This is a genomic window from Frankia sp. ACN1ag (genome assembly GCF_001414035.1).
GTDB lineage: Bacteria > Actinomycetota > Actinomycetes > Frankiales > Frankiaceae > Frankia > Frankia torreyi.
This window is the reverse complement of the sequence record NZ_LJPA01000011.1, coordinates 131,348-155,941: the sequence shown is the minus strand read 5'-3', so window position 1 is coordinate 155,941 and position 24,594 is coordinate 131,348. Positions and strand designations below refer to the sequence as shown.

The window sequence follows — 24,594 nt, the reverse complement described above, 5'->3', positions numbered from 1 at the left end:
GCGGCCGACGCCGGCATGGTGCCGGTGCGGCAGGTGCTGCGACGGCGCACGGGCAGGTGGATGCGCGGTGAACGTGAGGTTCGGAGGTGAGGTGCGCCGCCCGTGGCGCCGGGCACCATCATGCCCGTGCACGGTCCGGCGGGCCGTGCACGCCACACACCGATTCCGCGGGGCGGCGACAACGACCGCAACTCGGTCGCCTCGTCATGTTCGCTCCTTCCGCGCCTCGGCCTCCACTCCCAGCTTCTTCGCCAGCTCATCGGCGATAATGTCGCAATTCCTGACACGCGCCGCCCGGTAGAACCACGGCGAATATGGTTACCCCTCAACTCGACCGAGAGAAAACCGCCCGATGATGGCGGAGAGGTTGCGCGGTGGGCTCCATGCGGCCGCCACCCGCAGGCGAAGCCAGGACGGGAGCAGACCCGAAACGGAATCCCGGCCTGAACGGCTGCGGCTACTCGATGCTCTCGAAGCTCCAGCCACGATCCTCACCGAAGATCGGCGAAAGCGCGAGCAGCGGCGGGTAGATGAGTGCCGGGTGCAGGCCCAGGGTGAGCTGGTTGTCCGGCACCCCGAGGGTGAAGGTGCCGGGCTCGGGGCCGTCAGTGATCCGCCACTCCCGTGGCCGGGGCAGCACCTGGACCCGCTCGAAGGTCTCCGGCTCGCCATCGAAACCGAGAAACCTCGGCGAATTCGCCTGCCGGATCACCCAGGTCTCGTTGTCCGCCCGCTGCACCTGCCACTCCTGCTGGCCGGACTGCTCCGGCAGGAGGACGACGTTACTGCCACTGGCAGCGGTCAGAATCTGCCGTCCATCGAGCGTGATCCGATAAATGCCGTCGTTCACACCAGCCATGATCCACCCCGTTTCCTGGTGCGCGGCCGACCCGGCGGTGAAGCAACCGTGTTTCCGCGCAAGAATCAGCATTGATACCACTCGCAATCCTTCGCGGGCCGGCTGGCGTCGTCAATCAGATTGGAGATTTCCGTGCGGATCGGTGACGAAGCATTCCACCGGCTCCCGCCACATCAGGGAAAACCCTGACGGACAAGGCGCACACTTGCCCAGCAATGCTGGCAGATCCGGCCAGGTGCCAAACGGGTGAGAGAAACCCGGGCCGGAGTCCAGACGGATCAACCCTCGGTGGCTGGTCCCTCAGGCGGGTGGCTTGCGGGTTCCCGCGAATACAGATCCCGCACCTGCCCACCGAGGGGCGAGGCGCTCCATCTGCCGAGAAGATCACCGAGGGCGGCGGCCAACTGCGGCCGGCGCGGGTCGTCGCCTGGAAGTACACCAGCGATCAGCTCCCGCGCGTGATCCACGCAGGTGAGCGCGAGCCTGCCCGGTGGTGGGACGGGGACGGTCTCCCAGGGTGACGGCGGGCGCGAGGTGTCGTCACCGGCGAGAACGGAGACTAGGTACTCGAGCTTCGCGAGGACGGGCCCCGTCTTGTCGATGTCCTTGTCGTGGCTGGCGAGATGCCACAGGATGGCAGACTTCGAGGAGGCAAACACGTCGTCCAGGTACTGACGCGCATCCCACTCTTCCTTGAGATACCCCTGCAGTTCCGGCAACTGCGGCCTCCGGAGCGGCTCCGACGGGGGCAGCGGGCTCGACAGCGGAGCCCGATACTCCTCGCCCTCCTCGTCTCTCTTGCCGCCATGTGTCCGGAAGGCACGCGCCTCGGCTCCAAAGGTGATCAGACCAAGCGCGACCGCCACCAACACCCAGACGAATGCCGGGCCGCCGATGAGCAGGCCTAGCAGCAGCGGGGCCGCGACCACCCCGATCAGGTGCATCGCGGCGATGAGCCGACGATGTCGCGCGATCACCAGTCCTCCTCATCGTTGCTGGCGGGTGTGTCTTCACCCGCGGATTCCAGGACAGGCCCCCCGTGGGCCGCCCGACCCAGCCCCGATCCACCTGCCGGATGCTCCATTGCGCAATCCGGCTCGCCCTCGCCTGCCAGCAGACGGTCAATGCGGGCGATCACGTGGGCTCGTACCCCGCCCGGACCCAGTAGGTCGTCGGCGGGTGGCGCGCCCCGCGGGTGCGGGGCCATCGCACGAGGCCGCTCCGCACCGACCGGCGGTACCGCTAAGGGACCGTCCGATCGCTGGCCGGCGATGATCCTGATGGTGGCAAGCAGGTCGAAACGGTCCCGCACTCCGTCGACGAGCAGATCCGCGAGATCCGCGGCAGGCGGGGCCAGGGCGGCCGGCGGGCCATCCAACCAGTCGTGTATCCGCTCTTCCACCGCCGGAGAGAACCGCCACGGGGCGTGACGGCCCGGCGCCGCCGCAAGATCCTGATTGAGAACCAACCGCCAGCCAGCACACAGCAGAGCGCGGACGTCGGGGTCGTCGAGAACTCGCCGCCCACCACGTCGGAGGTACAGGCGGTCGGTGGCCGACAGCCGCAGAAAGACCATCGAGTTACTGGCCGTGCCGCGGACCGCCCGTGGTGCGCGTATCACCCGGTCCAGCAGGTGGCGGTAGCCGTCGTCATCCGCGGCCGCGATCTCCGCGGCGGTGTCGATGGCGGTGTCAGCCACCTCGCGGTTGTCGTGCGCGGTGAAGTTGTGCAAGCGCGTGAGTGCCTGACGCGGATAGGTCCCCGCGATGAATCGCCCGCAGAGCTGCACGCAGATCTCGGCGAGATGGACGTTGAGCCGGTGGTCCTCCGACCAGTCGAGAATCCTCTGGCGGAACGCCTGACCGCCCGTGCCATCGAGCCCCTCCTCCAGGCCCTTCGTCAGCAGCCGCGAACAACTCGCCGTCGCCTCGGATCCGCGGGCCTCCAGCCATCGCCGGGCGAGCGTCAGGGCATCCTCAGGCTGGTGGACCCGAAGCGACTGTTCCGTGAACCGGATCGCGAAATCGGTGAGGTCCCGCCGGGACAGGCGCCGGTCGGCAGTGGTTACGAGCCCGGTGGCCCAGTCGAGTAACGTGGGGCGCAGTGCCGGATAATTATCCCACACGTAGCGGCGGCCGGCAGCGGCTCGCCCCGGAGGGTCGAACCGGACTCGCCGGGAATCGTCGCGGCGAACACCGAGCTGATACAACCGCAGCCGGTATCCCGGGGCCGCGAGCGCGTGCGCGTCGGCAGGCGGGAACCCACAGGCCGTGGCGAGGCTGCCCTCGGCGTGGAAGACGGCGTCGGGATCGGCGCCCTCCAGCATCACCGCGGCGACGAGCAGAGCCGCCTGCCCGCCCGTCGGATCCCGGATGAGCAGACCGTCGATCTCCGCACTGTGCCCGCCGTCCCGCCGGGCCATCTCCTCCCAGGACTGGCGCAGGCAGAGCACCGGGGCGTCGTCGGGATGGTCGCGCGACCGACGGGCGGCGTCGTCCGCGACCTGGCTCACCTGGCGGATGGTGGCATCGGCGAGTCCGGCGAACTCCGGACCGTCGAGGTTGGGCCGGAGTTCGGCGAACAACCGTCGCGGCCGCTGCGCATCCCAGTGTCGACCCAGTACCTCCTTCCACCCCGGCCGGGTCAGCGGCACGACGAGGCCGCGCAGCTCGTTGGGAAGCTGGTCATCCTGGTCTGCGGCGAGGAGGACGACCAGGTGCTGGTCCTGCGAGCTGGCGATCCGAGCGCGTAACGCCTCCAGTCGCCGGCCCTGCCTGGCCACGGAGGATGGGTCGGTTCCGCGCAGGTCCAGTAGCAGCCCGGCCGACGAGGGAACATCTCGGGGCAACGCGTCAAGATCGTCCCCAGCATCGACGTCAGCGGGGATGCGCCACACGCCGTTCGACCCGCCGCCGCCGGCCTGGGCGGCGAGCATCCATGCGGCCGCATGCCGACCATCGCCCGCCTGGCCGGAGAGCAGCACCATTCTCGCCGCCTCCAGCCTCTCCCGCGCCGGTGACCAGCCGCCTGGTCGGACGAAGACGTGGGCGAGCTCCCGTAACGACTGCGCTGACACCGGCTGCGGTCGTATCGCAACGCGGCTGGCCTGCAGGATCTGGTACGTGATGACATCCCGGCCGGCCGTCGTGGTGTTAGCCGCGCCGTCGGCCGTCACGACGCTCTGGGCGCCGTGACCGCTGAGGGCCGCGCCCGTGTTGCCGTGGACGATGCCGCCGTCGACCGAGTCGACGGTCCAGCTCTCGCCGGCCGCACCCGGATGCGCCGGACCACCGCCGGGGCCGCTCTGCTCAGTCATTCCGTGTCCCCATGCGTCTCGCCGTCCTCACCGTCCCGAGGCCGGCGGCGCCGCGGTCGGGCGGGCGGCGGACTCTGGGAGAAGGTGGAGTCGCCGAAGGTGGACCGATCGACCTGGCCGCTGAACAGGTGGCCCTGGCCGTGATGCTCCGTGTGTTGCTCGGTGCGCGGTCCACGGTGCTGGTCACGGCCGGCGGTGTTGATGTCACCCCGCGCCGCCTGGCTATCACCCGAGGTGGAGCTGGCGAGAGCACCGCCGCCGGCGTTGGCGATACCCTGGTTGTCATTGATGATCCCTCCGTCGACCCGGCCGACGGTCCAGGTCGCGGCCGGCCGTGACCTGCTAATGTCCGGCTCGCCGTCGTGTGGGCCGGAGGTGTCCGGGCGCCCATGGGCACCGGACCCGCCGGGAGAGGTCGGTTGCTCCGCCGATGCCCGTGCGGTCGCGATCTCCGAGCCGGCCGGCGCGGTCGGGACCCGGAAGCCGCGGGCCAGCAAGCCGCCCGTCGGGCGCGGCACGTGGACGTACGCCTCTCCGCGGTAGGACTTCTCCTCGACCGAGACCCGGACGAAGTGGGCGGGGTCAAGGACGCTGTAGCCGCCGACCACGACATCCTCGAAGACCCTCGAGGACAGGATCGCGGCCACGAGCGTCCCTCGCGGACTGGAGTCGTCCAGCAGATGCCGGACCGCGGCGGCGTCCAACAGCCGGTGCAGCGCGATCCTGGCGTCGCCGTTGCCGTCACCGAGTCTGTTCGTCCCGGAATCCGTCACCGGTCCGACGTGCAGGCTGACCCGCATCCGCAGCGGCCGGTCCGCCGGGCCGGCGCCCGTCGGCGCGACCCGGTTGCGGAATTCCAGCTCGCGCTGAAGGTTCTCGAGGAAGGGATGGACCAGAAACGGCAGGGCCCATGGTTCGAACCCGAGGACGTAGCCGTCCCCGGTGGTGGCGCTGAAGCGTTCCGCCGCGGACCAGTCCCGCCAGCCCGAACCGGCGAAGGTCTGGCCCAGCAGCTCCGGCACCTCGCGGGAGAGGTCCTGGTGCCAGCGGCCGGGGACACCGCTGAAGTCCTTGATGTCGACGACCAGCATGGCCCGGTAGTCCGGGAGCAGATCGGCGGGAAACGGATCGGGTGCCGGCGGGGAGGTCATCGTCGGTCCTCCTGGTGAGGGCGGGGATTGGCGGACTGGATGTCCGCGCCTCCCAGCGTCGCGACCGGCGCGGGACGGAACCGTCCAGCGATGGACGGTTCGACAGTGGGCCGGATCACACTGCCCGACCTCAGGTCGGCGGCAGTCCGGCCTCCATCCGCAGCAGGCGCACGTCGGAGACGGCGAGGCGAGGACCGGGACGCAGCACCCCGGCCGTCCGTAGGGAGGCCACGTGTCCGGCCACCGTGCTGCGTCCAAGCCCCAGCGAACCAGCGACCATCTCGAGGGAGAACGGAACCCTCATCGGGTCGGCGAGCTCCGGACCGGCGAGGGCGACGACGTCCAGCATCAGGCGCGCGATCCGCTGCCGCGGGGAGAAATGGATGAGCTGATGCTGGTAGGGAACGGTCTCGGAGAGCTTGCTCACCAGATAGTCGGTGAGGGCTCCCTGGACATGGTGTCGATCGAGGAACGCCTCGAATGCGGAGGAGGTGACTCGGTGCGCGACACATCGGTCGATTGCCTGCACGGAGGCAGTACGACCCTCGCCGAGTCGGGCCATCTCGCCGATCACGTCACCGGGTGCACGCAGGGCCAACAGCAGATCCGCGCCCTGGTCGTTCGAGCGGACGACGCTGACCCGTCCACTCGTCAGCAGAAGCAGGAAATCACCCGGGTCGCCCTGGCGGACCAGAGCCTGGCCGGATTTAAAATGGCAGCGACTTCCCACCGCTATGATCTTGCTCCAGAGCTCGTCGCCGAGCAGTGACCTCATTCCCCGTTGGACGGGTCGAACAATTCCGGTCATACCGCAGGAATATCGCAGCCGGATTCCGGACGTGGCGTCGGCGGCCGACCTGTGCGACTGTCGTGACCGGCGAACCGGTCTTACACCAACAATCCGCTATATCTATGGTTTGTCAGTGGTGCAGTCCGCGCGGAAGGGACCGCCAGGCCTGGCGCGGGCGAGCAGGGACGTCGGCGGTGCCGGCCGGGGCGGGTGGTATCCCCCGGCGAATGCGCATCGCCCAGCGCGCGGGCATGGCGGCTCGCTCGGTGGGCGAGTAAGCCGGCCATGGCCACGACACCCGCCACGGCACGGCGAGGGTACGGGCCGGACGAGCGAAACGGGACGGGGCCGGGCGGGCGGCGCGGCGGCGCAGGGCGGGGATGGTGGCGGCAAGCGCGCCGAGGGCGAGGGCTGCGGTATGGCCGATCCCGTCAAGCTCGCCGTCGGTTACTCCGTACATCATCGCCGGGGCGATGGCGACGAGGGTAACGCCGGCGACGGTGCGCAGCCGGCGGGGAGTGGGCAGCGCGACCAGGGCGGCCAGGGCGGCACCGGCGGCGTAGCTCGGGCCGACGTCGAGCACGTGCAGCGCGCTGGACGGCAGGTCGCCGGTCACGACCCGAAGCCCCAGGATCCCCTCGGAGATCAGCGTCGCCGCGGTATGACCGCCGAACGCGACCGCGAGCGCCGCCACGCTCCCGACCGTGGCCTCCAAGCCGCCGACGGCCAGGGCGGCGAACGCCAGCCACGGCGCCACCGGCCCGTCGGTCACCCAGGGGATGCTGCCGGCGAGGACCCCGAGGGGGTGGTGCAGCATCTGGTGCAGCGTCGTGCTCGTCGCCCACTGCCAGCGGGTGGCGCGATCCGGGTCAACCCCGCGTAGCACGCGCGCCGCGAGGAGCACTGCGAGCAGGACGGTCGTCACCGGGAAGCGCCGCAGCTCCGAATGCAGCCACGACGTCGCCCTCGCCGCAGTCCGGCGGGCAGCCGACCCATGGCGCGATGCCGGTCGCGGTGGCGATGCCGGTCGCGGTGGCAGGGCGGTGCTGCGCAGCGCAGCGACTCTCAGGTGCTGAGCGCCATGGCATCCACCCGGCAGCATCACGGAACACCCCCGCCCCACGAGGATCACTGTCACCTTCATGACATCGTGACCTGCCACGGCATTCCCCGCCACGTGTTGCGGCCGCGTGGATGTGCCCACCGCCACACCTCGCCCGCGGCAGACGACGGGCGACAGACCGCACCGTCCGCCTGGCCGGTCCGCGCCGACGACGCCCGCGCGCCAGTCCAGTCCGCCGGCCGCGTCCGAGGTCAGGCCGCCGTGGCGACCCGGATGCCCAGGCGGAGTGCCGTGGGGCGACGAACCGTCGACCGCCGTCCGGGTTCGACCGCCGTCCGAGTCTGCTCGCCAGCTGCGGTCAGGGCGCGCCCGGCGCCTGCGTCCGGTCCTCCTCAGGCAGGTGGCACTCACGGCGGGGGCGGCGGGCGGCGGCGAGCAGCGCGCCGGGGCGAGGAAGATGGTCGCGCCAGCGGGGCCAGACGAGGAACGCCTCGGCCTCGAGCATCGCCAGGGCGATCCGCGGCAGTTCGGCCGTCGCCGGATAGCAGACGAAGCGGGGCTGCCAGGTGGGCTGGAACTTGGCGTTGAACCGGTAGAGGCTGTCGATCTGGAACCAGCGCGACAGGAACAGCAGCATGCCGCGCCAGGACCGGACCACCGGCCCCGCGCCCAGGCGCTCGCCGCGTTCGAGGGCGGAACGGAAGAACGCGAAGTTCAACGACACCCGCGTCACGCCGAGCTGCGGCGCCTGGCGCAGGGTGCTGACGATGAGGAACTCGTTCAGACCGTTGTCGGCCGAACGGTCGCGCTGCATGGCGTCGAGAGACAGCCCGTCGCGCCCCCACGGCACGAAGTGCAGCAGCGCACGCAGCCGCGACTCGGCGTCGGACGGGAGCCCCCCGCCGGACGACGCCGACCCGTCGGGCGAAGCCGCGGCGCCGCTGTCCTGCGCCGTGTTCTCGTAGGCGAGGACGACGACGCAGTCACCGTCCTCGGCATCGCCCAGCCGGCCGAGTGCCATCGAGAAGCCGCGTTCGGTCTCGCTGCCGCGCCACGCCGCCGCCTGCGCCTTCAGCCGCGCGACGTCGGGCGGGGCAAGATCGCGGACCCGGCGGGCGACGGCCGTGTACCCGGCGCGTTCCACCCGCGCGACGGCCTGCCGGACGTTGCGCATCGCCCGGCCGTCCAGGGTGAAGGTGGCCGCGTCGACCACAGCCTCGTCGCCGAACTCCAGCGCGCTCAGTCCGGCGCGGGTCCACGCCGTGCCGCCGGCCTCCGAGCAGCCGATCACCGCCGGAGTCCAGGCATGATCGGCGGCCTCGCGCAGGAACTCGCGGATCGCCCCCGGCCACGCCTCCCGGTCCCCGAGCGGATCGCCGCTGGCGAGCATCACGCCGGAGACCACCCGGTAGGCCACGCACGCTTTGCCGGACGGCGACCAGATCACCGACTTGTCGGAACGCAGCACGAAGTAGCCGAGCGAGTCGGCGTCGCCGTGCCGGCCGAGCAGCGTCCGCACCCGCGCCCGGTCCTCGTCGGTCAGCCGCGGCTGCGGCCGGGGTGGACGCAGCGCCAGGTAGCCGGTGGTCCCGATGGTCACCACGCCCAGGGTGAGCAAGACCCGGTCGGCAAGGTCGGCGAACCGGTCGGAGGTGAAGTGCAACGNGCCGGGGACGCCGACGAGCCCCAGCACGATCTGTTCGAGCTGGGCCGACCAGGCGTGCGGGCCGGCGATGCGGTGCTCGCGCAGGTGCAGCAGCAGGAAGCCGATCGCGATCGAGACGACAGTGAGCAGCAGGCCGGCGCCGAGTGCCCGCCAGCGGGTCGTCGGGTCGCCTTTGGCTCGAAACTCCCCGCGCACCAGCACGAGCGCGCCGAGCAGGGCGGCCGACGCCGCCGCCTCGTCGTAGTCGAGCCCCTTGGCGACGTGCAGCAGGACGCCCAGCCCGAGCAGGACGACGACGGCTCGCCACGCCCGCCGCTTGCGCCGACGCAGCCCGGCGGCGAGCAGGACGAGCAGCATGCCGACGACGACGGTGAAGGCCGCCGCCTGCCGGGAGGCCGCCGCCGGCAGCAGGACCCGCAGATCCGCCAGTCGGCTCCGCCATTCGGGGGTCAGCGCGGACACCACGTCGCCCAGCCCGACGGTCAGGGTGAGCAGCGCCGCGACCCGCGGCACCCACGGCCGGCCCCACGCCGGCAGACCCGGACGCCGGCGCCTGCGGGCGTCCCGCGGACCCGGCCGGACGGCGCCGGGGAGCCCGCCGGTGTCGCCGGCGGCGTCCGGGCCCGGCTGGGCCGCACGGGCCACGGCCGACCCGGGCACCCGGGCGGTGAGCGGCGTGCGCCCCCGCGCACGCCGTCGGCCGAGTTCCGTGCCGGGTCCGGCCCCGCTGGAGCTACTCATGTATGGCATCGTCCCCCGAGGTGGTGACAGTAACGGCACATGGTCGCCGAGACGATAAACCGCCGCTCGATTGCTCCCGCGACGAACCACCCGAACGTGACCGTCCGGTACTGGAAAGCGGGCAGGACGACGCTGGAGACCTGCGACTTCCGCGACGGTGGTAGCGCCAACATCACCCACCGTGCCCCCAATACGGGGTGGAACGCACCACTACCGGTCAAGGTGTACGCATCGCGGCCACCCGGCACGGATCCACGCTCAGGCCGCCCGAGCATCTCGTGATGTGCTGTCCGGCATCCCCGCCGGCACGGGTCACGCAGGGCGCGGGAACGGGTGGCACCGCAGCGACGGGGGAGACGGATGGCCCGGTCAACGACGGAGCACGGGAGCGGATCGCCGTGCGGGTGATCTCGGTCGTGAACTACAAGGGCGGCGTCGGGAAGACCACGCTGACCGCGAACATCGGCGCACAGATCGCCGCCTGGGGGAAGCGGGTCCTGCTCCTCGACCTGGATCCGCAGGCCAGCCTGACCTTCTCGTTCTACCGACCCGAACAGTGGCGGGCTGGGCTCGCCGACAACCGGACGATCAAGCAGTGGTTCGAGGCGTGGCGGATGGACGGCCCGGTGCCGCCGCTCGCCCCGCTGATCACGTCGCCGGCGGTGGTGAACTCCCGGATCGCGCAGGGCAGCGGGGCGCTCGATCTGATCGCCTCCCATCTCTCCCTCGGCGACGTCGAGATGAACCTCGCCGCGCGCCTCGGCGGCGCGGAGGTGCACCGTTCGACCCGCCACTACTTCGACGTCTACCTGCGGCTCGCCGCCGGGCTGGCGACCCTCCCCCCGACCACCTACGACCTGGTCCTGCTGGACTGCCCGCCGAACTTCGGCGTCATCACCCGCGCGGCGGTCGCGGCCAGCGACCAGTTGCTGATCCCCGCCCGCCCGGACGAGCTGTCGACCCTGGGCATCGAGCACCTGCAGTCCCGGCTGCGCCGGTTCATCTGGGAGTTCAACCGGATCGTCGACCTGCAGTCGGATCTGCATCCGGCGGTGAAGAAGCTGGAGCCGATCATCCTCGGGGTCGTCTTCACGATGGTGCAGTACTACTCGGGCAAGCCGATCGCGGCCCTGCGCCCCTACATCGCGCAGACCCGGCAGCTCGGGCTGCCGGTCTTCGAGGCGATGGTCCGCGAGAGCAATCACCACTTCGCCGGCGCGGCGCGCACCCAGCTTCCCGTCATCCTCTCCGACCAGGTCACCCCCGCTCTCGCCTGGGAGCTGCACCGCCTCGTCGAGGAGTTCCTCAAGCGGATCAGGACGCCTCAGCCATGACCGACGCCCGCAACGCCCCCGAAACCCCCCACGCCCCCGAAACCCCCGGAGCCCCGGAGGCCCCCGAAGCCGCCCGACTGAGCACACTGCTCCTGCGCCAACTCGCCGACCTGGTGGCCGGACTCGACGAGCAGCAGATCGGCGAACTGCTGGCCGGGCGGGCGCGGCTGACCGTCACGGCCGCGCCCGGTCGCCCGGCGAGATCGACGCCGACACGGGCGACGCCAACGCAGCAGACGCCGGCGAGGCAGACGCCGGCGTCGAAAGCAACACCGGCGACGCGGCGGCGGACGACTCGCCCGGAGGCGGGCTCGAAGGCGGAGACGGGCCCGAAGACTGGGGCGGCGCCTCCGGCCTCGGTGGACGTCGAGGCTCTGCGGGCGGCGCTGCTCGGCGCGGCGAGTCGGGAGGAGGCCGCCGAGCGCCTGGCCGCCCTCGGCCGGGTGTCGGTGCCGCAGTTGCGGGCGCTGGCCGGCGCCCTCGGAGTCGACGGGGTCGGCGGAAAGGACCCGAAGGCGACCGTCATCCGCAAGATCGTCGACGGGACCGTCGGCTTCCGGCTCAGCTCACAGGCGATGCTGAGTGAGGAGGCCGACCTCTGAACGAGAGGAGACCGGCCTCAGCGCGAGCAGGCCACTCGGAGGTCACGCCGGACCGGTGCGAGCCCGTCCGGGGGCCCGCACCGGCGACCGGCGGGATCAGCCGACGTGTGCCGGGGCACCCTCCACGTTCACCGCGGACTCCCGCCCGGCGCGGATGAACACGAAGATCACCACCGCGGCGATCGCGATGAGGATCGCGCCCCAGAGGAACGCCGTGGTGTATCCCTCGATCTGCGACTGCGCGAGGGCGGCCGGACCGTGGCCGTGGCCGTCGAGGTAGCTGCCGACAGCGGTCGCGTAGACCGTGTTGAGCAGGGCGGTGCCCAGCGAGCCGCCGATCTGCTGGGTGGTGTTGACCAGGGCGCTCGCGACCCCGGCGTCGTGCGCGGCGACGCCGACGAGGGCCAGGTTCGACAGCGGGACGAACGAGAAACCCATGCCGAAGCTGATGAGCAGCTCCGACGGCAGCACGTGGGCGACGTAGCTGGAGTCGACCCCGATGGACATGAGCAGCGCCATGCCGACCGCGGCCATCGCCGTCCCGACGCCGGCGAGCACCCGCGGACCGATCCGCGGCAGGAGCTGGCTGGCCGTGCCCGCGGAGAAGATGATCCCGGCACTGAACGGCAGGAAGGCGAACCCGGTCTTCAACGCACTGTAACGCAGGGTCTGCTGGAAGTAGTAGGTCAGGAACAGGAACATCGCGAACAGCCCGGCGCCGATCAGCAGCGAGGCCAGGAACGACCCGCCGCGGTTACGTTCCCAGGCGACCCGCAGCGGCAGCAGCGGCGCGGTGGAGCGCGCCTCGATGACGACGAACGCGGCGAGCAGCGCCACCGAGCCGATGAGCAGCCCGAGGGTGCGGACGTCGCTCCAGCCGTCCTCGGCGGCCACCGTGAAGCCGTAGACGAGGGCGACGAGGCCGGCGGTGACCGTCACCGCGCCGGGAAGGTCGTAGCGGGCCTCGCCCTGCGCGCGGCTCTCCCGCACCACAGGCACCGCGAAGGACGCGGCCACGAGCGCGATCGGCACGTTCACCAGCAGGCACCAACGCCAGGAGGTGTACTCGGTGAGCAGGCCGCCGACGATGAGCCCGATCGCCGCACCGCCGCCGGAGATCGCGCCATACACCCCGAACGCCTTGGCCCGCTCGCGGCTCTCCGTGAACGCGACGGTGATCAGGGACAACGCGGCCGGCGCGAGCAGCGCGGCGAACGCCCCCTGCAGGGCCCGGGCGGCGAACAGCATGGCGGCGTTCGGCGCCAGCCCGCCGAGCGCCGAGGCGAGCGCGAAGCCGATCAGCCCCCAGACGAAGGCCCGCTTGCGGCCCAGGTAGTCGGCGATGCGCCCGCCCAGCAGCAGCAGGCCGCCGAAGGCGAGGGTGTACGCGGTGACCATCCACTGCCGGTTGGCGGTGGAGATGCCCAGGTCTGCCTGGGCGTGCGGCATCGCGATGTTCACGATCGAGGCGTCGAGCACGACCATGAGCTGCGCGACGGCGATGATGCACAGCGCCAGCCACCGCCGGGGATCGGGCTCGCCGTCGGCCACGCCCACCGGGGGATCCCCAGCCTTGCGGTCGACAGTTGTGGTCACAGGAGGCTCCTTGCCGAGGAAGACGAGCTGCCGGGACATCGAGCGAGACATTCACATCAAGCGGGGCGTTCACATCGAGCGGGCGTTGACGAGCGGGCGTTGACGAGCGGGACGTCAGTCCCGCGCGGGCAGGGGCGACCGGCGCGCGGGACAGCGACGCGGCGGCGAGCGGACGCGGATGCAGGCCGCCCACATCGGGCCGGCAGCAGGTGATGGAACCCGCACAGGGTGGGACGCGGCGGGGTGGGGCGGGTGTGACACGCGGGCTGGGTCGGCGCCATCTTCGCCGCCCCTGGTCGATCTCTCCACTCGTTTTCAGGTCCGCTGGGCGGCACGCCCAGACCACTCCACCTTCGCTCGGGTGTTCGAGACAATATTAGCTCAGACGTTCGATCCCCATCGCGGGCGGGGTCGATCGACCGGCGAGCAGCGGAAGCACCACGTCATCGACGACGTGGCCGGCGAACGCCTCGTCCAGCGGCTCCCCCGTGACGAGCAGACGGGTGAAGATCATGGCGAGGATGACCTCGACGAGCACCTCGGGTTCGGTCTTCGCGAGCAGTTCTCCCCGCTGCGCCGCCCGCTCGAGCAGGCAGCGGCCGAGCTCCACCTTGCGTTGCAGGATGTTGGCCTGGATCACCGCGGCCAGCCGAGGGGACTCGCTGGCCGCCCGCAGGACGCCGACGAGCAGCGCCCCGTCCTGACCCGAAACGGTATCGATCATGAGGCGGACCTCGGCGGCCACGTCGTCTCGCAGGCAGCCGGTATCCGCGGGGACGTGATCGGCGGGACCATGCCGACGCAGCGCCTCCACGACCATCTCGTCCTTACAGGACCACCGACGATAGATCGTCGCCTTGCTGGCCCGGGCCCGGGCCGCGACAGCAACCATGCTCATCCGCTCGTAGCCGACCTCGATGAGCAGCTCCAGCGCCGCGTCCAGGATCGCCTGCTCGCGGGACTCGTCCCGGGGCCGACCCCGACCGGCGGCGGCCGGCGGCGAAATAACTCGCCACCCCCTTCCTTCGGATCAACGCCCGGCGGACACTCCGGGGCGGGTCGCAGGCCCCACCAGGGACTTCCGCGCGACCATGAAAACAGTACCGTACTGTACCGAAAAAGTCGTCCTACGAACTCGCATGGCGTCGCTCACATCCCGCCGGCACCTCGAGCTCTCATCCCGGGTCGGACTGGCGGCAATCGCGCATATCCGGGCAGGCATGATGGCACGCGACCAGCCAGTCGCCGGGACCGCCAGCCGCCGCCCGGCCCCCGAGAGGACCGCCGCCATCCACCACGTCCCGCACCGCCTCATGGCCGCGGCCACGGGCGGCCTGCTCGTCCTGGGCCTCGCCGTCGCTGCCTGCTCCCGGTCTGACACCACCCAACCGGCAACGTCGACGCCGACCAGCGGCCCCGTCCGGCTGGACGGCCCGGCGGGGACGCCCGACAAGGTTGACGGGATGTGGGTGCTGCGGGATGTGCCCTACGCGCCGGTCTCGCCCGCCCAGCGTCTGGATCTCTACCTGCCCGAGGAACCACCCGCCACCGACGCACCGTCCGCCGCCGACGCATCCCGCGCCGGGACGGGGCTGCCGGTGGTCATCACCATCCACGGCGGCGCGTTCGCGCTCGGCGACAAGCACGACGACCTGCCCGTGGTTCGCGCTCTGGTGCGCGCCGGCTATGCCGTCGCCAGCCTGAACTACCGGCTCTCCGGTGAGGCCCGTTTCCCCGCCGCGGTCCAGGACGTCAAGGCCGCGGTGCGCTGGGTGCGCGCGCACGCCGCCGACCACGGTCTCGACCCGGACCGGATCGCGGCGAGCGGGGCGTCGGCCGGGGCGTACCTCGCGGTCATGCTGGGGACGACGCCGGGGGTCACGATGTACGACGACCCGGCGCTGGGCAACCCCGGCGTCTCCAGCGCCGTGCAGGCCGTCGTCGACTTCTACGGCCCGGTCAACTTCAGCTCCATGGACGACCAGCTCCGCGCGAACGAGCGCTGCGCCGCGTCCGACGCCGGGCACGGCCGCCCCGACTCGCCGGAGTCCCGTTTCCTCGGCCGCACGGTGGCCGCCGTGCCCCAGCTCGTCCGGGTCGCGAGCCCCCTGAACTACCTCGGCCGCGCCCCCCTGCCGCCGTTCCTCATCGAGCACGGCGACGCCGACTGCACCGTGCCGCACCGCCAGTCCCTCGAGCTCGCCGACGCGCTGCGGGCCGCCGGCGCGCCGGCCGTCGAGGTCACGATCGTGCCCGGCGCCGGCCACGGCGGCGCGTTTCCGACCGCCGAGCGGATGCCCGCCGTCCTCGCCTTCCTCTCCCGCGCTCTCGGTCACTGACCTGCCCCTGCTCACCACCTCACGCCCTCGGTCACCGGCCACCACCCGTGGTCCCCGCTGTCCTTCCCCAGCAAGGCAAGGACCGGGACCGGGTCAAGGGCCCTCCGGCCCTGTCCGGCCCGGCCACCCGGCCGTCCCTCGGATGGCGTTCGGCGTGTCGCCGCAGGTCACCGCACGGGCATGGTGGACGGTGTCGGGAATCACGGTGGCGAGAAGGGTGACAACGATGGCGCAGACCACAGGCCGCACGGACGGGGCGGACCAGTCGAACGTCACCGGCCAGTCGGACACTGCGGGCCAGTCGGGCACCGCCGCGGCTCAGCCGGGCGTGGTTCGGTCAGACGCGGTTCAGCCGGACGCGGCCGGCACGGGCGGCATCGTGGTGGGGGTCGACGGCTCCCCGGAGTCGATCGCCGCCCTGCGCTGGGCCGTCGACGAGGGTGCGCGGCGCCGGCTGCCGGTGACGGCGGCGCTGGTCTGGGACGCCGTCGGGGAACCTCGCGCGGTCTTCGACAGGGCGGCCGGCGCCGACCGCGCGGGGCTGGAGCAGGCGGCACGGCGGGTCCTGGCGGACACGGTGGCGGCGGTGCGCGTCCACGACCCGGCGGTCACGGTGACCGAACGCGTCGAGGAGGGCAGCCCGGTGCCCGAGCTCCTGGGGATCGCGACCGGCGCGCAGCTCGTCGTCGTCGGCGAGCGCGGGCCCGGCGCGCTGCACCGGCTGGTGGCCGGGTCGGTGTGCCAGGGAGTCGTCCACCACGCGCCACTGCCGGTCGTCGTGGTGCGCGGCGGCGCCGACCGGTCCGGCGGGGCAACAGGGGCGACAGACGCGGTGGGCGCGGACACGACGTCGGTGGACGAACGCCCGGTCGTCGTCGGCGTCGACGGGTCGGCCGGCTCGCTGCGGGCACTGCGCTGGGCGGTGGAGGCCGCCGCCGCGCGCAAGACCGCCCTGCGCGCCGTGCATGCCTGGCATCTCGACGTGCCGGTGTACCCGGGGATCTACGCGGACTTCGGCTCCGCGCTCGCCGAGCAGGCGCAACGCACCCTCGACGACGCCGTGAACACGATCATCGCCGAGCATGGCGGCGGGCTGCCGGTCCCGGTGGTCAAGGAGGCCGTCGCCGACGGCGCCGCCCGGGCACTGCTGCGCAGCGCCACGGACGCGCAGTTGCTCGTCGTCGGCAGCCGCGGCCACGGCGGGTTCGCCGAGCTGCTGCTGGGCTCGGTCAGCCACCAGTGCGTGGCGCACGCCCCCTGCCCGGTGGCCGTGATCCGCTAGCAGCCGGCTACGTCACTCGCGCCAGCAGGATCGTTCTGATACAGATATTCTCTGTACCAGAACTAATTTTCTGACCTGTGAGGCGCCGTGAGCCCGTTGGCCGAGATCGTCGCCATCACCGCCGTCTGCGTGGCGTCCGGCTGCCTGGGCAGCCTGCTGGGACTCGGCGGCGGCACCTTCGTCGTCCCGATCCTGACGCTGGCCTTCGGTCTCGACGTGCGGCTGGCGATCGGCGCCTCGGTGATCTCGGTGGTCGCCGGCAGCGCCGCGGCGTCACCGCGCTACCTCGACGAGGGCTTCGCGAACCTGCGCGTCGCGGTCACCCTGGAGGTGGCGACGGTGATCGGTGCCGTCGCCGGGGCGCTGCTCGCCGGGCACCTCAGCGCCCNCACGCTCTACACGGTGTTCGGTGTCGTGCTGGTGTTCAGCGCGGTGCAGATGCTGCGCAACCGGCAGGACCGCGCCGGCACGGCCGTGCCGGCCGACCGCATCGCCGACACCCTGAGCCTGCACGGCACCGGCACCCACACAGCCGCCGGCACGGCCGTCCGCGACGTCCGGCCCTACCGAGTCACTCGCACCGCGACCGGCCTGACCATGATGACCGCCGCCGGGGCGGTCAGTGGCCTGCTCGGCATCGGCTCGGGGGCGATGAAGGTGCCGGCCATGGACCTCGCGATGCGGCTACCACTCAAGGTGTCGACGGCGACGAGCAACCTCATGATCGGGGTGACCGGCGCGGCGAGCGCCGTCGTCTACCTGCAGCGGGGCGACGTCGTGCCGGCTCTGGCCGGCGCGGTGGCGCTCGGGACCGTCGTGGGCGCGCGCCTCGGGTCGCGGCTGCTGGCCGTGGTGCCCGTGGGGGCGCTGCGGGTGATCTTCCTCGTCGTCCTGCTCGTCATCAGCGTCCAGATGCTGCTGCGGGGCCTCGCGTGAGGGCGGTCCGGTGGCCCGGCCGGCGGTCCGGCCAACGGTTCACCGCCCCCGGGCCCCACCCCCCGGGCCGCGGCCCCTCGCCGGCAGTTCCCGGAGAGGCAGTTCCCGGAGAGGCAGTTCCCGCCATGGTCCCGGCGCCGACATCCCCGACGTCGACATCCCCGACAGGGACATCCGAGACGGGGGCATCCGAGACGGGGGCCCGTCAGGTCGCGCTGGTGCTGCGGATCGGTGGGGCGCTCGGTGCCGCCCTGGTGCTCGCCGGGCTCGCGGTCGCCGTCGCCCAGGGCGGCGCGGGCTGGCTGCACGGCGCGGGCGGGGATCCGCTCGGCGGCGGCGCGGCGATGCGGCTGTCCGACCTGGGTGGCGGGCTGCGCCACGGGCGGGCCGGCGCCGTCATCCTGCTCGGCATGCTCGTCCTGGCGGCGACGCCGGCCGCCGGCGTCGCCGCGGCCGGATGCGCCTGGCTGCGAGCGCGCCGGGCGTGGCTGGCGGGTGTGGCCGTTATCGTGCTGCTGCTGCTCGTCCTCGCCAGCGTCCTCGGCGCCGCCGAGTAGCGCGACATCACCGAGCGCCCTGAGCCGACCGAGCACCCTGACCCGACGGAGCACCCTGACCCGACGGAGCACCCTGAGCCGACGGAGCACCCTGAGCCGACCGGGGACGCAGGGCACGTAGCAGATCGAGGGCACGCTCGGTGAACTCCTCGGAGCGCCACGTCAACCCGCCGCCTGCCCCGGCCTGCGTCGTCCCCCGGACGAACGACGGCTCCAGCCGGACGTAGAGCTGGACCGCGGTGACGCCCGGCTGAACGAAGGCGGCGATCTGGTCGCGGCACTGCTGCGGCGTGCCGTGGATGAACAGCCGATCGATGACGTCGTCGGGCAGGGCCGCGGCTGCGCCGTGCTGGTCGCCGGCGCGCCAGCGTTCGTGGGAGGCGGCGAGCAGGTCCCCGTTGCCGAGCCATGCGTGGAAGGCGTGGTACGGCGTCTGGTTGAGGATCCAGGCGAGGAACGGGCGGCTGCCGCGGCGGGCCGCGTCGGCGTCCGCGGTCGGGCTGACGAACACCTTGACGACCAGTTCCTTGCCGGCCGGCTGCGGGCCCACGGTGGCGCGCACCGTGGCCAGGTCCTCGGCGGACAGGAGGTTGGTGACCGCACCATCTCCCTCGGTGAAGCCGAGACGGAGCATGCCCGGCCGCAGCGCACCGAGGATGACCTTGGGGGTTTCGGCCGGCGGTTCGGGCAGCGCGAAGCCGCGAACGGTGAACGTGTCGAACGCGCCCGACACCACCTCCCCCCGCAGGGCTCGGGTGAGGAAACGCAGCGTGTCCCGGGTCCGGCGGAACGGCTCGTCGAACGGGATGCCATTGAGGTCGGTCACGTGGGCGGGCACGGACGAGCCGATGCCGAGGACCAGCCCGCCGGCGGTGAGATCGGCCAGCGTCGTCGCGGTCTGGGCGAACACCGCCGGCCCGCGGGTGTGCACGGGCACGATGGCACTGGCCAGGCGCAGCCGAGGATCCCACGCCGCGGCGGCCGCGAGCGGGGTGAAGGCGTCCGCTCCCCCGCCCTCGGCCGTCCACACGTCGCTGTAGCCGGCGTCGACGAGTCCGGTGACGATGCGGCGGTGCTCCCGCAACGGAATGCCGGGCAACGGCAGGGTGACGCCGAAACGAACCTCGGTCATGGAGACACCTCGTGGATGCTGGTCGGAACCCGGCGGCACCGCCGGGGGCGGGTGGTGGGGGTCGCGGATGGGGGCCGACGCAACGGCCACCCCGGACCGCGTTACGCTCATCATCGACTTCCCTGCGCTCGTGCCTGAGGACCATTCCAGGCGGCTCGCCGCGGACCGTCCAGAGGCATCCCGATGCTGCTACCGGCGCCTACCGGATGATGACGCCCGACGGGTAACACCGTCTTGACCGTCGTCGAACATGACACCCAATCTGAGCATGAGTTCTTTCTCGCCGCATTCCAGCCGGCGCCGACGCCAGCCGGCCAATCCCACCCGCATGAATTCCCGGACGGCCCCATTCCCCGGGGCACATCCAGCCCGCGATACGCGGGGGCATGGCGACCAGGCAGCCGTCCCCCGATCCCTATCGACCGCCGGGGCCACCAATACCGCCGCACCCGCCAACGGCGGAACCGATTGTCGGCTTGCCGCCGCCCGCGACCACGGCTTCCACCGAGGCGTTACCATGCCATCTCGCCGGTGGTTCCACCGCCGTAGGCGCATTTGGGGCGGTGCAGGTGGCACAGGTTTTCATCAGTCACGCCAGCGTCGATTTCGCCATCGCGGAGCGGCTGTCGGCCTGGTTGCGGGCAGCTGGTCACCGGACGTTTCTCGATCACGACCTGGAAAGCGGTCTCGGAGTCGGTGACATCTGGGCCAGACGACTGTTCGAGGAGCTGTACGAGGCGGACGCGCTCGTCGCCGTCGTCACCGACGCCTTCGGGCAGTCGCCCTGGTGCGCGGCGGAGGTGGGCATCGCCCTGGCCAACCGGCTGCGGCTGCTACCGGTCCGGGTCGACACGCACGTCGACCACCGGCTGATCTCCAACGAGATCCAGTGGACCGATCTCGACGGCGATGGGGAGTCGGCGCGCGCGGCCCTCCTCGAAGCCCTGCGGCGACTCGACGGTGTGGACAGCGGGCCGTGGTCGGCGGACCTGACCGTGTACCCGGGCCTGGCCGCGTTCACGGCGGGCCAGGCTCGGATCTTCTTCGGCCGGGCGGCGGAAAGCCGCCAGCTCGCCGAACGGGTCCGTGCGCAGGCCGGGCCGCGCACGGACGAGCTTGTCCTGGTCATCGGCCCGTCCGGCTGCGGGAAGTCGTCGCTCGTCCGGGCCGGGCTGGCGCCGCACCTGGCCGCGGATCCACAGTGGCTCGTCCTGCCGCCGCTGGTCCCCGCCGCGCGCGAGAAGGCGACGGCACTGTCCTCCCTCGCCAGCCTGCTCGCCGTCGAAGGCCGCCGCCGTGGCCTGGCCTGGCGGACCGACGCCCTCGTCGATGCGCTCGACGACCCGGGGGAGATCACGCGCCTGCTGGAGGTCCTCCTCGACGCCGCCGGGGCGCGCCGGCTGCTGCTCATCGTCGACCAGGCGGAGGAACTGCTGGTCGAGACCAGCGAGGAGCAGCAGATCCTGTTCGCCTCGGTGCTGCGGGAGGCGGTGCGGGGACCGGCTCGGGTGGTCGCAACCGCCCGGTCGGAGTTCGTCCACCCGCTGATGTCGCTGGCCTCCCGTACCCGCCTTCCCGTCGACACCTTCTCGGTCAGGCCGCTGAGCCCGCAGACGCTCCCGCTGATCGTCACCGGACCCGCCCGGCATGCCGGCATCGAGGTCGACGACGAGCTGGTGGCCCGCCTGGTCGCGGACACCGGAAGCGGCGACGCCCTGCCCCTGCTCGCCTTCGTCCTGGGGGAACTCGCCGCCGGCGTGCCCCGCGGCGGGGCCCTGTCCGCCCAGCACTACGAGCGGCTCGGCGGGGTTCGGGGCGCCCTCGTCCAGCAGGCGAACAGGGCGCTGTCCGACGCGGCCCGGGAGGGCGGGCGCACCCGCCGGGAGGTCCTCGACAGCCTGCTGCAGCTCATCACCATCGACGACCACGGCCAGTTCACCCGTCGACGGGTCCCTCTTGACGACCTTCCCCCTCTGATCAGGGCTGACCTGCGATTCTTCGTCAACCGGCGGTTGCTCACCATCCACCGACCGGCCAGCGACCCACCCGGCGGCGAGGCCAGGTCCGGCGGCGAGGCCGGAGAGGACGGCCGGCCCGGCCGAGGCGATGACGGGGGGAGCGCCATCGGCGCCGGGCCCGGTCGAGGGCTGCAAACCGGAACCACGGGGTGGCGTGCTCGGGGCATCCCCGGTCGACGGCGGGCACCCGGGGCCGGCGCGGCGCAGCCGACCGGCGACGCCGCGGACACCGGGCAGGTCATCGCCATCGCCCACGAGCAGATCGTCACGGCGTGGCCGCCGCTGGCCGACGTCATCCAGGCATCCACCGCCCGGCTCCGGCTGGGCGCGCAGGCACTCGACGCCGCCGGTCACTGGGCGCAGGAAGGCCACCCGGCCAGCCACCTGTGGGACGCCGACCGGGCCCGACGAGCCGAACACACCCTCGGCGGCCGCGACGTTCCCGAACTCACCCGGATGTTCCTGGCCGCGAGCCGGCGGCGCAGGCGGATTCAACGGCGACGGGTCGCCCTCGTTCTCGCCGCGACACTCCTCGCGGCGGGCCTGATCGCGGCCGAACAGCACGGCGTCGCCCTCGCCCGCGAGCGGTCCGCCATGGCCCGCCTGCTGGCCGCTCGCGCCGAGCAGGTGGACGACGGCGACCTGCCTCGAGCGCTGCGCCTGGGACTCGCCGCCATCGCGCTACAGGACACCCCGGAGAACCGACAGAGCCTCGCGGGTACGGTCGCGGGCACGTCCTGGGCAGCCAGCGTCGACGCCGGCATGGGCGACGAGGTGACCGCCACGGCGGCAGCCGTCAGCCCGCACGGCGACGTCCTCGCCACCGGCGGCCGGTACCGCTCCGATCTCAGCGAGCCGCGACGACGCGGGCGGATCTGCTGGATGCCCGCGGCCCGACTGTCCTCCCCCGCCGTTGCCGCACCTGGCGGGTCGATCGGAGTCGACGTCCCGGTCACCGCCGGCTGCGTCGACGATGACCAGGAACCCGCCGCGCTGGCGTTCCGCCCCGACGGCCGGATGCTCGCCGTCCTCAGCCGAAACGTCGACCGGCCCGGCGGCTGGCTGCGGCTGTGGAACCTCGCCCACACCCGCCCGCCCGCCCTCGCCGCCAAGGTCGAGATCCCCAGGGAGACACCCGCCGCCCTGACGTTCGGCCCCGACGGTCGCCTCCTGTCTGCCGGCCAACTCCCCGACGGCGGCGGCAGCCGGCTTCGCCTGTGGTCCTTCACCAGCCCCGGCACCCTGCGCCTGGCAGTCTCCGCCGACGACGACAGGGAGTTCCTCACCTCGGTCGCCAGCGACCCCGACGGACGCTTCCTCGCCACCACGGGCCGCCGCCGCGACGGCCGGGGCGGACTGCTGCGCCTGTGGGCCATCTCCGGGGCCGACCGCCTCCGTCCCGGCTCCACTGTCCGCCTCGATCCGCTCGCCTCGGTCGACGACGACCAGGCTCTGATCGGCGTCAGCTTCGGCAGCGGCCGGCTCGCCACCGTCGGCCGAGGCGACGCCGCCGGCGGCGGACGGTTACGAATCTGGGACACCACCGGCCAGCGCCGCCCGTCTCTGCTGGCCGAGGTCGACGACGACCAGCCCCCGACCGCGGTCGCGGTCAGCCCCGACGGACAGACCGTCGCGACCGCCGGCGACATCGGCAATGGCACCGGCGGCCGGCTGCGGCTGTGGGACCTCGCCGATCCAGTCCGTCCCAGACCCGTCGCCAGCCTTGACGACGACCAGCTCCTGACCACCCTGACGTTCAGTCAGGACGGCCACCACCTGATCACCGCCGGTGCCTACCCGCCGGGCACGGGCGACGGCGGGCGCTGGCGACGCTGGGATCTCACCGACCTCGGCCGGCCGGGGCGCGTTCTGGACATGGGAACCGACGGCGGCATCAACGCGGTCGCGTACGGCCCCGACGGCTACACCCTGGCCACCGCCGGCCGCACCGGCTGGATCACGCTCTGGAACGCCGCCAACGTCCGCCATCCGGTCCGGACCAGCACCGTCAACGCCGGCGGGGCGACGACAACGACCGTGACGTTCAGCCCGGACGGCCGGCTGCTCGCCACCGTGGCTGTTCAAGGCACGGCCGGAACTCGGGGACGGCTGTGGGACGTCACATCGCCGCGCTCGCCCCGCTGGCTCGTCGACCTGCCCGAAGAGCAGAAGCTCACCGCGCTCGCGTTCAGCCCCGACAGCCGCACCCTCGTCACCGCGAGTGCCATGGCTGACGGTGGCATCGGTGGCCGGGTGCGGTTGTGGGACGTCACCCGTGCCCGGACCCCCCGTCTGCTTGCCGACCTGGCCGACGACCAGCGGGTCGCCGCGGTCGCCGTCAGCCCCGACGGACACACCCTCGCCATCGCCAGCGGCCGGCCGTACCCTGTGCCCGGTCCCACCCCCGCCGCGACGGACGTCAGCGGCCGGCTCCGGCTGCTCGACGTCACGGACCCCGGGCGTCCCGTTCCGCTCGCCGCGGTGCGAGTCGCGGACAACCTCTCTGCGGTCGCGTTCAGCCCCGCCGGTGACACCCTGGCCGCCACCAGCCGTCCCGCCGACGGCGGGGACGGGCACCTACGCCTGTGGAAGATCGCGGACCGCCGGGTTCCCGCCCTGCTCGCCGACGTCAGCGGCACCCCCGGCCTGCGTGACCAGCGCGGCATGTCAGGGGTGGTGTTCAGCCCGAACGGGCGCGCGGCCGCCGCCGTCCTGGACAGAGGCCCCCTCGCCCTGTGGGACACCTCCGACCCGATGCACCCGGCGCTCATCCCCGACGACCGGCATCACGCCAGCCCCCACGACGAGGGCGACACCGTGCCCGCCCCCATCTCCGCGGCGGCGTTCAGCCCCGACGGACGCGTCCTCGCCACCAGCAACTTTGCCGACGACAAGCGCCGACCCGAGGACTGGTTACGACCGGCTCGGCCGGGGTCGGACCCGCGCGTCCGGGCCTGTGCGGCCGCAGGTGGCGGGCTGTCGCGGTCGCAGTGGGCCCGCGAGGTGCCGGGCATCGCGTTCCGGCGAAGCTGCGGCTGAGCCGCGTCAGACGACACCCGCCCGCGGGAATTCGGGTTTTGCTAAAGTTCCTCCCACGTCTTGAGCGCCAGCGTTCAGCCCCGGCTTGCTGGCCGGCAACCCTCCTTATGCAGCGGGGTGCCCCGGGTGGTGACGAGGCCGCGGCAACCCCGCCGACGGCAAGTGCCGACCCT

General features: G+C 72.5%; 16 protein-coding genes, 3 pseudogenes and 1 riboswitch. Of the genes and pseudogenes, 8 read left to right on the top strand and 11 right to left on the bottom strand.

The features are described 5' to 3' along the window. Positions 1-457: 457 nt before the first annotated feature. From UK82_RS12180 to UK82_RS37470, 8 genes and pseudogenes are all read right to left on the bottom strand, one after another. A complete protein-coding gene (locus tag UK82_RS12180) occupies positions 458-859 on the bottom strand; it encodes a hypothetical protein (RefSeq protein ID WP_055407145.1) in 402 nt (133 codons plus the stop codon). Positions 860-1,137: 278 nt separating this feature from the next. Further along, positions 1,138-1,836 carry a hypothetical protein gene (locus tag UK82_RS12175; protein ID WP_055407144.1) on the bottom strand — a complete coding sequence of 233 codons (699 nt, stop codon included), beginning with the start codon at positions 1,834-1,836 and terminating at the stop codon, positions 1,138-1,140. Beyond that, on the bottom strand, positions 1,833-4,175 hold the full coding sequence (locus tag UK82_RS12170; RefSeq protein WP_055407143.1) for a hypothetical protein: 2,343 nt from the start codon (positions 4,173-4,175) through the stop codon (positions 1,833-1,835). The genes UK82_RS12175 and UK82_RS12170 overlap by 4 nt, the downstream gene beginning before the upstream one ends. Further along, positions 4,172-5,326 (bottom strand): hypothetical protein, encoded by a 1,155-nt coding sequence (locus UK82_RS12165; RefSeq protein WP_055407141.1) that lies wholly within the window; start codon positions 5,324-5,326, stop codon positions 4,172-4,174. The genes UK82_RS12170 and UK82_RS12165 overlap by 4 nt, the downstream gene beginning before the upstream one ends. A gap of 130 nt (positions 5,327-5,456) precedes the next feature. Further along, positions 5,457-6,101, bottom strand: a complete 645-nt coding sequence (locus UK82_RS12160) for a Crp/Fnr family transcriptional regulator (RefSeq protein ID WP_236705840.1) — start codon at positions 6,099-6,101, stop codon at positions 5,457-5,459. A gap of 145 nt (positions 6,102-6,246) precedes the next feature. Beyond that, a complete protein-coding gene (locus tag UK82_RS12155; protein ID WP_313949808.1) occupies positions 6,247-7,218 on the bottom strand; it encodes a rhomboid-like protein in 972 nt (323 codons plus the stop codon). A 319-nt stretch (positions 7,219-7,537) separates the two neighbouring features. Continuing rightward, positions 7,538-8,844, bottom strand: a pseudogene (locus tag UK82_RS12150) (phosphatidylglycerol lysyltransferase domain-containing protein); the annotation flags it as partial. A 1-nt stretch (position 8,845) separates the two neighbouring features. After that, a pseudogene (locus UK82_RS37470) lies at positions 8,846-9,358 on the bottom strand (hypothetical protein); the annotation flags it as partial. A gap of 626 nt (positions 9,359-9,984) precedes the next feature. On the opposite strand from UK82_RS37470, the gene UK82_RS12145 reads away from it, so the two are divergent. After that, entirely contained in the window at positions 9,985-10,920 is a 936-nt protein-coding gene (locus UK82_RS12145; protein ID WP_044886134.1) for a ParA family protein, read from the top strand. After that, complete coding sequence (locus UK82_RS12140; RefSeq protein WP_055407132.1) at positions 10,917-11,522, top strand: hypothetical protein; 606 nt, start codon at positions 10,917-10,919, stop codon at positions 11,520-11,522. Before UK82_RS12145 ends, UK82_RS12140 begins: the two co-directional genes overlap by 4 nt. A 96-nt stretch (positions 11,523-11,618) precedes the next feature. Here the strand turns inward: UK82_RS12140 and UK82_RS12135 are convergent, their stop codons facing one another. After that, on the bottom strand, positions 11,619-13,118 hold the full coding sequence (locus UK82_RS12135; protein ID WP_044886175.1) for an MFS transporter: 1,500 nt from the start codon (positions 13,116-13,118) through the stop codon (positions 11,619-11,621). Positions 13,119-13,494: 376 nt separating this feature from the next. Then, positions 13,495-14,064 carry a TetR/AcrR family transcriptional regulator gene (locus UK82_RS12130; protein WP_255354287.1) on the bottom strand — a complete coding sequence of 190 codons (570 nt, stop codon included), beginning with the start codon at positions 14,062-14,064 and terminating at the stop codon, positions 13,495-13,497. Positions 14,065-14,257: 193 nt separating this feature from the next. Between UK82_RS12130 and UK82_RS12125 the strand changes: the two genes are divergently transcribed. From UK82_RS12125 to UK82_RS12110, 5 genes and pseudogenes are all read left to right on the top strand, one after another. Then, complete coding sequence (locus tag UK82_RS12125) at positions 14,258-15,457, top strand: alpha/beta hydrolase (protein ID WP_236705838.1); 1,200 nt, start codon at positions 14,258-14,260, stop codon at positions 15,455-15,457. 226 nt (positions 15,458-15,683) lie between these two features. After that, positions 15,684-16,739, top strand: coding sequence for a universal stress protein (locus UK82_RS12120; protein WP_236705837.1), 1,056 nt, complete (start codon positions 15,684-15,686; stop codon positions 16,737-16,739). A gap of 87 nt (positions 16,740-16,826) precedes the next feature. Further along, positions 16,827-17,127: pseudogene (locus UK82_RS37465) on the top strand (TSUP family transporter); the annotation flags it as partial. A gap of 1 nt (position 17,128) precedes the next feature. Continuing rightward, a partial coding sequence (locus UK82_RS37460) for a sulfite exporter TauE/SafE family protein (RefSeq protein ID WP_236705836.1) occupies positions 17,129-17,675 on the top strand: 547 nt, incomplete at its 5' end. 218 nt (positions 17,676-17,893) lie between these two features. After that, a complete protein-coding gene (locus tag UK82_RS12110; protein WP_236705835.1) occupies positions 17,894-18,232 on the top strand; it encodes a DUF1634 domain-containing protein in 339 nt (112 codons plus the stop codon). A gap of 7 nt (positions 18,233-18,239) precedes the next feature. Here UK82_RS12110 and UK82_RS12105 read toward each other — a convergent pair whose 3' ends face one another. Then, positions 18,240-19,364: an LLM class F420-dependent oxidoreductase gene (locus UK82_RS12105; protein ID WP_236705834.1), complete on the bottom strand. Its 1,125-nt coding sequence runs from the start codon at positions 19,362-19,364 to the stop codon at positions 18,240-18,242. A 569-nt stretch (positions 19,365-19,933) separates the two neighbouring features. Between UK82_RS12105 and UK82_RS12100 the strand changes: the two genes are divergently transcribed. Then, positions 19,934-24,421, top strand: a complete 4,488-nt coding sequence (locus UK82_RS12100) for a TIR domain-containing protein (RefSeq protein ID WP_161849109.1) — start codon at positions 19,934-19,936, stop codon at positions 24,419-24,421. Between the two features lie 56 nt (positions 24,422-24,477). Further along, positions 24,478-24,592, top strand: a riboswitch (SAM riboswitch). The last annotated feature ends 2 nt before the right edge of the window (positions 24,593-24,594 follow it).